5 protein-coding genes and 2 rRNA genes are annotated in these 8,284 nt (G+C 57.0%); 2 read left to right on the top strand and 5 right to left on the bottom strand.

Translation table 11 applies throughout. The features are described from left to right. Positions 1 to 20 precede the first annotated feature (20 nt). Both B9Q17_RS16160 and rrf read left to right on the top strand, forming a co-directional pair. A 23S ribosomal RNA gene (locus B9Q17_RS16160) occupies positions 21 to 2,912 on the top strand. A 106-nt stretch (positions 2,913 to 3,018) separates the two neighbouring features. Beyond that, positions 3,019 to 3,132: ribosomal RNA gene (gene rrf, locus B9Q17_RS16155) — 5S ribosomal RNA — on the top strand. Between the two features lie 100 nt (positions 3,133 to 3,232). Here rrf and B9Q17_RS16150 read toward each other — a convergent pair. From B9Q17_RS16150 to B9Q17_RS16135, 5 genes are all read right to left on the bottom strand, one after another. Then, positions 3,233 to 3,481: a sulfurtransferase TusA family protein gene (locus tag B9Q17_RS16150; protein WP_022989825.1), complete on the bottom strand. Its 249-nt coding sequence runs from the start codon at positions 3,479 to 3,481 to the stop codon at positions 3,233 to 3,235. Further along, the gene (locus B9Q17_RS18505; RefSeq protein ID WP_022989824.1) at positions 3,465 to 3,590 is read right to left on the bottom strand and encodes a hypothetical protein; all 126 of its coding nucleotides are present in this window, start codon (positions 3,588 to 3,590) and stop codon (positions 3,465 to 3,467) included. The genes B9Q17_RS16150 and B9Q17_RS18505 overlap by 17 nt, the downstream gene beginning before the upstream one ends. Beyond that, positions 3,587 to 4,759: a formate dehydrogenase subunit gamma gene (locus B9Q17_RS16145; protein ID WP_094625989.1), complete on the bottom strand. Its 1,173-nt coding sequence runs from the start codon at positions 4,757 to 4,759 to the stop codon at positions 3,587 to 3,589. The genes B9Q17_RS18505 and B9Q17_RS16145 overlap by 4 nt, the downstream gene beginning before the upstream one ends. An 88-nt stretch (positions 4,760 to 4,847) precedes the next feature. Then, the gene (gene fdh3B, locus B9Q17_RS16140) at positions 4,848 to 5,456 is read right to left on the bottom strand and encodes a formate dehydrogenase FDH3 subunit beta (protein ID WP_036219858.1); all 609 of its coding nucleotides are present in this window, start codon (positions 5,454 to 5,456) and stop codon (positions 4,848 to 4,850) included. Between the two features lie 15 nt (positions 5,457 to 5,471). Beyond that, complete coding sequence (locus B9Q17_RS16135) at positions 5,472 to 8,279, bottom strand: formate dehydrogenase subunit alpha (protein ID WP_232902912.1); 2,808 nt, start codon at positions 8,277 to 8,279, stop codon at positions 5,472 to 5,474. Positions 8,280 to 8,284: the final 5 nt, after the last annotated feature.

Raw genomic sequence — 8,284 nt, 5'->3', positions numbered from 1 at the left:
CAGTTGTCTTGGGGTTATATAGTCAAGCAACTAAGCGCATACGGTGGATGCCTTGGCAGTCAGAGGCGATGAAAGACGTGGAAGCCTGCGATAAGGTTCGGGGAGCTGGCAAACGAGCTGTGATCCGGACATCTCTGAATGGGGAAACCCACCTAACTTCGGTTAGGTATCTTACACTGAATCCATAGGTGTAAGAGGCGAACCGGGGGAACTGAAACATCTAAGTACCCCGAGGAAAAGAAATCAACCGAGATTCCCTAAGTAGCGGCGAGCGAACGGGGACCAGCCCTTAAGCTGGACAACTGGTAGGAGAAGGCCCTGGAAAGAGCCGCCATAGTGGGTGATAGCCCCGTATCCGAAACCTGAGTCCAGTGAAATCGAGTAGGTCGGCGCACGAGAAACGTTGACTGAACATGGGGGGACCATCCTCCAAGGCTAAATACTCCTGACTGACCGATAGTGAACCAGTACCGTGAGGGAAAGGCGAAAAGAACCCCTGTGAGGGGAGTGAAATAGACCCTGAAACCGTATGCGTACAAGCAGTCGGAGCAGACTTGTTCTGTGACGGCGTACCTTTTGTATAATGGGTCAGCGACTTATGTTCAGTGGCGAGGTTAACCGTTTAGGGGAGCCGTAGGGAAACCGAGTCTGAATAGGGCGAATCAGTCGCTGGACATAGACCCGAAACCGGGCGATCTATCCATGAGCAGGTTGAAGGTGCCGTAACAGGCACTGGAGGACCGAACCCACTGTCGTTGAAAAGCCAGGGGATGACTTGTGGATCGGAGTGAAAGGCTAATCAAGCCCGGAGATAGCTGGTTCTCCCCGAAAGCTATTTAGGTAGCGCCTCGGACGAATACCACAGGGGGTAGAGCACTGTTTCGGCTAGGGGGTCATCTCGACTTACCAACCCGATGCAAACTCCGAATACCTGTGAGTACTATCCGGGAGACACACGGCGGGTGCTAACGTCCGTCGTGAAGAGGGAAACAACCCAGACCGCCAGCTAAGGTCCCAAAGTACCAGTTAAGTGGGAAACGATGTGGGAAGGCTCAGACAGCTAGGAGGTTGGCTTAGAAGCAGCCATCCTTTAAAGAAAGCGTAATAGCTCACTAGTCGAGTCGGCCTGCGCGGAAGATGTAACGGGGCTCAAACTGGTCACCGAAGCTGCGGCTGCATACATTGTATGCGGGGTAGGGGAGCGTTCTGTAAGCCTGCGAAGGTGAGTTGAGAAGCTTGCTGGAGGTATCAGAAGTGCGAATGCTGACATGAGTAACGACAATGCGGGTGAAAAACCCGCACGCCGGAAGACCAAGGGTTCCTGCGCAACGCTAATCGGCGCAGGGTGAGTCGGCCCCTAAGGCGAGACCGAAAGGTGTAGTCGATGGGAAACGGGTTAATATTCCCGTACCTTGGATAGCTGCGATGGAGAGACGGAGAAGGCTAGGTGAGCCGGGCGACGGTTGTCCCGGTTTAAGCGAGTAGGGAGTGGACTTAGGCAAATCCGGGTCCACAATCCTGAGACGTGACGACGAGTGCCCAAGGGCGCGAAGTCATTGATGCCCTGCTTCCAGGAAAATCTTCTAAGCTTCAGGCTATTCGAGACCGTACCCCAAACCGACACAGGTGGTCAGGTAGAGAATACCAAGGCGCTTGAGAGAACTCGGGTAAAGGAACTAGGCAAAATGGTGCCGTAACTTCGGGAGAAGGCACGCCGGTGTGTACGTGAAACCCCCGCGGGTGGAGCGGAAGCCGGTCGAAGATACCAGGCCCCTGCGACTGTTTATTAAAAACACAGCACTGTGCAAACACGAAAGTGGACGTATACGGTGTGACGCCTGCCCGGTGCCGGAAGGTTAATTGATGGGGTTAGCACTTGTGCGAAGCTCTTGATCGAAGCCCCGGTAAACGGCGGCCGTAACTATAACGGTCCTAAGGTAGCGAAATTCCTTGTCGGGTAAGTTCCGACCTGCACGAATGGCGTAACGATGGGGGCGCTGTCTCTACCCGAGACTCAGTGAAATTGAAATCGCCGTGAAGATGCGGTGTATCCGCGGCTAGACGGAAAGACCCCGTGAACCTTTACTATAGCTTCACAGTGAACTTTGAGCATGCTTGTGTAGGATAGCTGGGAGGCTTTGAAACTCGGACGCCAGTTCGAGTGGAGCCAACCTTGAAATACCAGCCTGGCATGTTTGAGGTTCTAACTCTGGCCCCTTATCGGGGTTGAGGACACTGTGTGGTGGGTAGTTTGACTGGGGCGGTCTCCTCCCAAAGCGTAACGGAGGAGCACAAAGGTGGGCTAAGCACGGTCGGACATCGTGCGGTTAGTGTAATGGCACAAGCCCGCTTGACTGCGAGACAGACACGTCGAGCAGGTACGAAAGTAGGTCATAGTGATCCGGTGGTTCTGTATGGAAGGGCCATCGCTCAACGGATAAAAGGTACTCCGGGGATAACAGGCTGATACCGCCCAAGAGTTCACATCGACGGCGGTGTTTGGCACCTCGATGTCGGCTCATCACATCCTGGGGCTGAAGCCGGTCCCAAGGGTATGGCTGTTCGCCATTTAAAGTGGTACGCGAGCTGGGTTTAGAACGTCGTGAGACAGTTCGGTCCCTATCTGCCGTGGACGTTGGAGATTTGAGGAAAGCTGCTCCTAGTACGAGAGGACCGGAGTGGACGAACCTCTGGTGTTCGGGTTGTCACGCCAGTGGCATTGCCCGGTAGCTATGTTCGGACAGGATAACCGCTGAAAGCATCTAAGCGGGAAGCCCCTTCCAAGATGAGATCTCCCTGAGGCCTTGAGCCTCCTGAAGAGCCGTTCAAGACCAGGACGTTGATAGGCTGGGTGTGTAAGCGCTGCGAGGCGTTGAGCTAACCAGTACTAATTGCTCGTGCGGCTTGACTATATAACACCCAAGACAATTGCGGATAACGCAAGAGCAAGGCAAAGGCCACGCTCAAAGAAATCACCATCACGTTTTATCTCGTCCTTCCCAGTGATCATCCGTTTTGCCTGACGACCATAGCGGTCTGGAACCACCTGATCCCATCCCGAACTCAGACGTGAAACAGACCAGCGCCGATGGTAGTGTGGTTCGCCCATGTGAGAGTAGGTCATCGTCAGGCTCTTAATACCAAAACCCCCGACAGCATTGCTGCCGGGGGTTTTTTCATTTCAGGTCTGGGGAAAATGAAAGTCTGCAGAAAGAATCCAAAGGCATTCTCTCTAAGCCAGGCAAATCCGATAACGGAGCACGCCGGCCTCCTCCTCGCGAATCCATTCAATCCGGTGCCCTGTGATATCGCACAGCGCCTGCATGTCCTTACGGCCACTGGGGTCATCGGCCAGGAACTCGACCTGGGTGCCGCTGGGTAACCCCTGGGTGCGTTTCTTGAAGCGGAGAATAGGGAGGGGGCATACCAAACCGACGGCGTCGATCTGGTATACCTCGGTTTGATCAGTCAAGTCGTACACTCTCACTGCTGCCCTGTTCCGCTGAAGACCAGCCGAACTGGTTCAGAACAACCGGGGCGAGCGAGGCTATGATCAATGCTGCGACAAATGCGGAAATCATTACCTTCATGATGATCCTCCTTTGCCTTGTTTGGCCTCTTCCTCTTCTACCCAGAGGTCGTGGTGCTGGCGAGCCCATTCCAGGTCAACCTGGCCGCTACCCATCGCATCGAATGCGCCTTCCATACCAACAGTGCCGATATAGATATGGGCGATGATGGCCAGCATCATCACGAATGCCACGATTGAATGCCAGATGTTGGCATATTGCATTTCCTCGTGTGGTGTCAGCTCTGTTGGCAGGCCCGTGCCCAGAATACTGTTGATGACACCGAAGGTGTCGCCAAAAAGAGGCATCTGGAAAGGGAACAGAAGGGATAATCCGGAAAGCGAGACAGACACACCCAGCAGCATCACGGTCCAGAAAACAACCTTCTGGCCTGCGTTGAATTTCTTGGCCGATGGATGGCCCTTGGTGAAGATGCCGCCTCCCGCCTTGACCCACTGCCAATCGAGTTTATCGGGTATGTTATGCGCTACCCACATCACAAATGTCATAACCAGGCCGAGCATGAATGCCCAGGCAATGTTGTTGTGAAGCCACTTTGAACCGACTGCCAGGGTCGAAAAGGCATCGTGCCCGATCACCGGGATCAGGAAACTGCGGCCCATCAAGGTCAGCAGCCCCGTTACGCCCAGGGCTATGAACGAGCCGGCCAGCAGCCAGTGACCAAACCGCTCTATGGCTTTGAATCGTTCAATGGTCGTGCCCGCAGGGCCGCCATCAATCATGATTTTGCCACGCACAAAGTAGAACACCACGAGCAGCACGATGATCCCCAGCAGGGCACCACCGCCCCAGGTGATGATGGGTCCTTCCCGCAGTTTGTACCAACTGATGCCCCCGTCCTGGATCATGACGCCATTGGCCGGGCCCGGAGACTGCACGGTGGGGTCGATCTGGTTATAGCGAATCGCGCGCCAGGTGTCGGCATCCGAGACGCCGCCCCGGGTTCCCAGCTGTTCTGTGATTGGTGCCGCCTTCTCAGGATTGCCCAGATTTTCGGACCGGAAACTGTCGTCCAGTTTCTGCTGCTCCTGGCGGCGCATGATATCTTCGAGGGTCTGGGCACCCCCGGTTGCTGTGCGGTCAACCTCCGGGCCCTCTTGCGCCCAGGCAGGGTTGAATATCAGTGACGCCAGCACAAGGGCGGCGGCACCCAACAGACGTTTGTTCATCAGAGTACTCCAGCGGAATCAGCAAGAAGGTGTTGTGACTGAAGAAGTTCCGGAGCTCGGGGAGCTCCGGAACTTCGTTCAGATCAGCTTATGCACCTTTCTTCTCGTAGGCTGTGCCCCATCCCCAGGCGCCGGAACCGAAACCACGGTTCACCACGCGCTGGCGATAGATGTCCGCCACCTCGTTGCCGTCACCGGCAAGCAGGGCTTTGGTCGAGCACATTTCCGCACAGATCGGCAGTTTACCCTCTGCAATACGGTTGCGGCCGTACTTGGTGAACTCGGCTGCGGAATTGTCTTCTTCAGGGCCGCCTGCACAGAACGTGCATTTGTCCATTTTGCCGCGGCTGCCAAAGTTGCCCGCTTGCGGGAACTGGGGCGCACCGAACGGGCAGGCGTAGAAACAATAGCCACAACCGATACACAGGTCCTTGGAATGCAGCACGATGCCGTCCTCGGTCTGGTAGAAGCAGTCCACCGGACAAACCGCCATACAGGGCGCGTCTGAACAGTGCATGCAAGCTACCGAGATCGACCTCTCGCCCGGCTTGCCATCTTCGATGGTTACCACTCGGCGACGGTTGATGCCCCAGGGGACTTCGTGCTCGTTTTTACAGGCCGTTACGCAGGCATTACATTCGATGCAGCGCTCGGCGTCGCAAAGGAATTTTGCTCTTGCTTGTCCTTCAAGTGCCATGGTCTACACCTCTTGTTATGCTGGTTCGATCGCACACAGGGTGCACTTGGTCTCTTGCATCTGCGTGACCGAGTCGTACCCGTATGTCTGAACGGTGTTAGTGGATTCACCCAGTACGTAAGGATCCGCACCTTTCGGGTATTTGTCCCTCAGGTCCTTTCCTTCCAGGTGCCCGCCGAAGTGGAATGGCATGAAGGCAACGCCCTCGCCAACCCTTTCGGTAACCATGGCCTTAACCTTGATGCGTGCGCCCTCAGGGCCGGACACCCAGACGTCGTTGCCGTCACGGATGTTCAGGTTGTTGGCATCACGCGGGTTCACCTCGATGAACATGTCCTGCTGCAGTTCTGCCAGCCAGGGGTTCGAGCGGGTCTCGTCACCACCACCTTCATACTCGACCAGGCGGCCGGAGGTCAGAATGATGGGGAAGTCCTTGCTGAAGTCCTTCTGCTGGATGGATTCGTACAGGGTCGGAACCCGCCAGAAGGTCTTGTCGGCGTAGGTGGGATAATCCGCCACCAGGTCTCGACGGTTGGTGTACAGCGGCTCGCGGTGCAGCGGCACGGGGTCCGGGAAGTTCCAGACGATGGCGCGGGCCTTGGCGTTACCGAAGGGTGCGCACTCGTGCTTGATGGCTACACGCTGGATACCGCCGGACAGGTCCGTTTTCCAGTTGGTTTCGGGGCCTGCAACCGCATCAATGCTGGCACGCTCCTCGGCTGTGAGGTCTTTATCCCAGCCCAGGTCCATCAGCATCTGCATGGTGAACTCGGGGTAGCCGTCCTTGATGTCGGAATCCTTCGAGTACACGCCATCAGCCAACAGGTTATTGCCGTTGTGCTCAACACCGAAGCGGGCGCGGAAAGTCAGGCCGCCCTTGGACACCGGTAGCGACATGTCGTACAGGTTCGGTGTGCCCGGATGGTTCATCTCCGGAGTGCCCCAGCACGGCCATGGCATCCCGTAGATATCGCCATCGCAAGGCCCACCGACTGCACGCAGGGTGGTCTTGTCGAAGTGATGCTGGTTGGCCATGTGTTTCTTCAGGCGCTCAGGCGACTGGCCGGTATAGCCGATAGTCCACATGCCCCGGTTAAACTCATGGGTGATGTCCTCCACCACCGGTTCGTCGCCCTCAATGGCGATATTGCGGAACATGCGATCGGTGAAGCCGAACTTGTCCGCAAACAGCTTAATGATTTCGTGGTCGACCTTGGAGTCGAACAGTGGCTCGACCACCTTTTCCCGCCACTGCAGGGAGCGGTTCGAGGCAGTTACTGAGCCGCGGGTCTCGAACTGGGTGGTTGCCGGCAGCAGGTAGGCACCGTCTTTGCGATCGTGCAGCACGGCTGACACGGTCGGGAACGGGTCAACAACCACAAGCAGGTCCAGCTTCTCCATGGCTTCTTTCATTTCGAGCATACGGGTCTGCGAGTTGGGCGCGTGGCCCCACAGCACCATGGCCCGGGTGTTGTCGGGCTGCTCGAGGTTTTCCTTGGCTTCCAGTACGCCATCAATCCAGCGGGATACCGGGATGCCCTTCTCGTTCATCATGGCCTTGGATTTGCCATTCTTGTCCATGGTGGCAAACCGGCCTTTCAGCCAATCCAGGTCCTCTTCCCAGACCCGTGCCCAGTGGGCCCAGGAGCCGGCCGCCAGGCCATAGTAGCCGGGCAGGGTATCTGCCAGTACGCCCAGGTCGGTAGCGCCCTGAACGTTGTCGTGGCCACGGAAAATGTTGGTGCCGCCGCCGGCTACACCCATATTGCCCAGCGCCAGCTGCAGGATGCAGTACGCACGGGTGTTGTTGTTACCGTTGGAGTGCTGGGTACCACCCATACACCAGATAACGGTTCCCGGACGGTTATTGACCAGGGTGCGGGCGACACGCTCAAGCTGCGCGCCAGGGGTGCCGGTTACCCGCTCGACTTCCTCGGGGTTCCAGCGTTTCACCTCTTCGCGGATCTGCTCCATGCCGTACACACGGGTACGAATGAATTCCTGGTCTTCCCAGCCGTTTTCGAAGATGTGCCAGAGCAGTCCCCAAACCAGGGCTACGTCGGTACCGGGCCGGAAGCGCACATATTCGTCGGCATGGGCGGCCGTGCGGGTGAAGCGCGGGTCACAAACGATAAGCGGCGCGTTGTTCTCTTCCTTGGCTTTCAGGACGTGCAGCAGCGACACCGGATGCGCCTCGGCCGGGTTGCCCCCGATAATGAAAATGGCCTTGGAATTGTGGATGTCGTTGTACGAGTTGGTCATCGCACCGTAGCCCCAGGTGTTGGCTACACCGGCGACTGTGGTGGAGTGGCAGATCCGGGCCTGGTGGTCGACGTTATTGGTGCCCCAGTAAGCCGCAAATTTGCGGTAGAGATACGCCTGTTCGTTGTTGAACTTTGCGCTGCCCAGCCAGTACACCGAATCCGGGCCGCTCTCATCGCGAATCTGCAACATCTTGTCGCCGATTTCGTTGATAGCGTCGTCCCAGGAGATCTTCTGCCACTGGCCATTGACCATTTTCATGGGGTACTTCAGGCGTCGTTCGCCGTGGGCGTGTTCGCGCACAGAAGCGCCCTTGGCGCAGTGTGAACCCAGGTTGAACGGGCTGTCCCAGCCGGGCTCCTGGCCTACCCAGGTGCCATTCTGAACCTCGGCAACCACGGTGCAACCAACCGAACAGTGGGTGCACACAGACTTTTTAAGGACAATTTCCCCGCCTTCGTTCGACGGAGTTGCTGCCTGAACCCGCCCCGACGTCAGTGACAAGGCCGCCAGGCCTCCCACTGTTACACCGGAAGCCGCCAGAAAACTACGACGGTCCATAGTCT

It is taken from the genome of Marinobacter vinifirmus, from assembly GCF_002258215.1.
Classification (GTDB): Bacteria; Pseudomonadota; Gammaproteobacteria; order Pseudomonadales; family Oleiphilaceae; genus Marinobacter; species Marinobacter vinifirmus.
The sequence above is the reverse complement of the archived record's forward strand: the minus strand, read 5'-3'. Positions and strand labels throughout refer to the sequence as shown.

What these genes read in the sequence shown, in the direction of transcription:
- fdh3B (WP_036219858.1), bottom strand. Translation starts at nt 5,456, where the DNA reads ATGGCACTTGAAGGACAAGCAAGAGCAAAATTCCTTTGCGACGCCGAG.
- B9Q17_RS18505 (WP_022989824.1), bottom strand. Translation starts at nt 3,590, where the DNA reads ATGAAGGTAATGATTTCCGCATTTGTCGCAGCATTGATCATAGCCTCG.
- B9Q17_RS16135 (WP_232902912.1), bottom strand. Translation starts at nt 8,279, where the DNA reads ATGGACCGTCGTAGTTTTCTGGCGGCTTCCGGTGTAACAGTGGGAGGC.
- B9Q17_RS16145 (WP_094625989.1), bottom strand. Translation starts at nt 4,759, where the DNA reads ATGAACAAACGTCTGTTGGGTGCCGCCGCCCTTGTGCTGGCGTCACTG.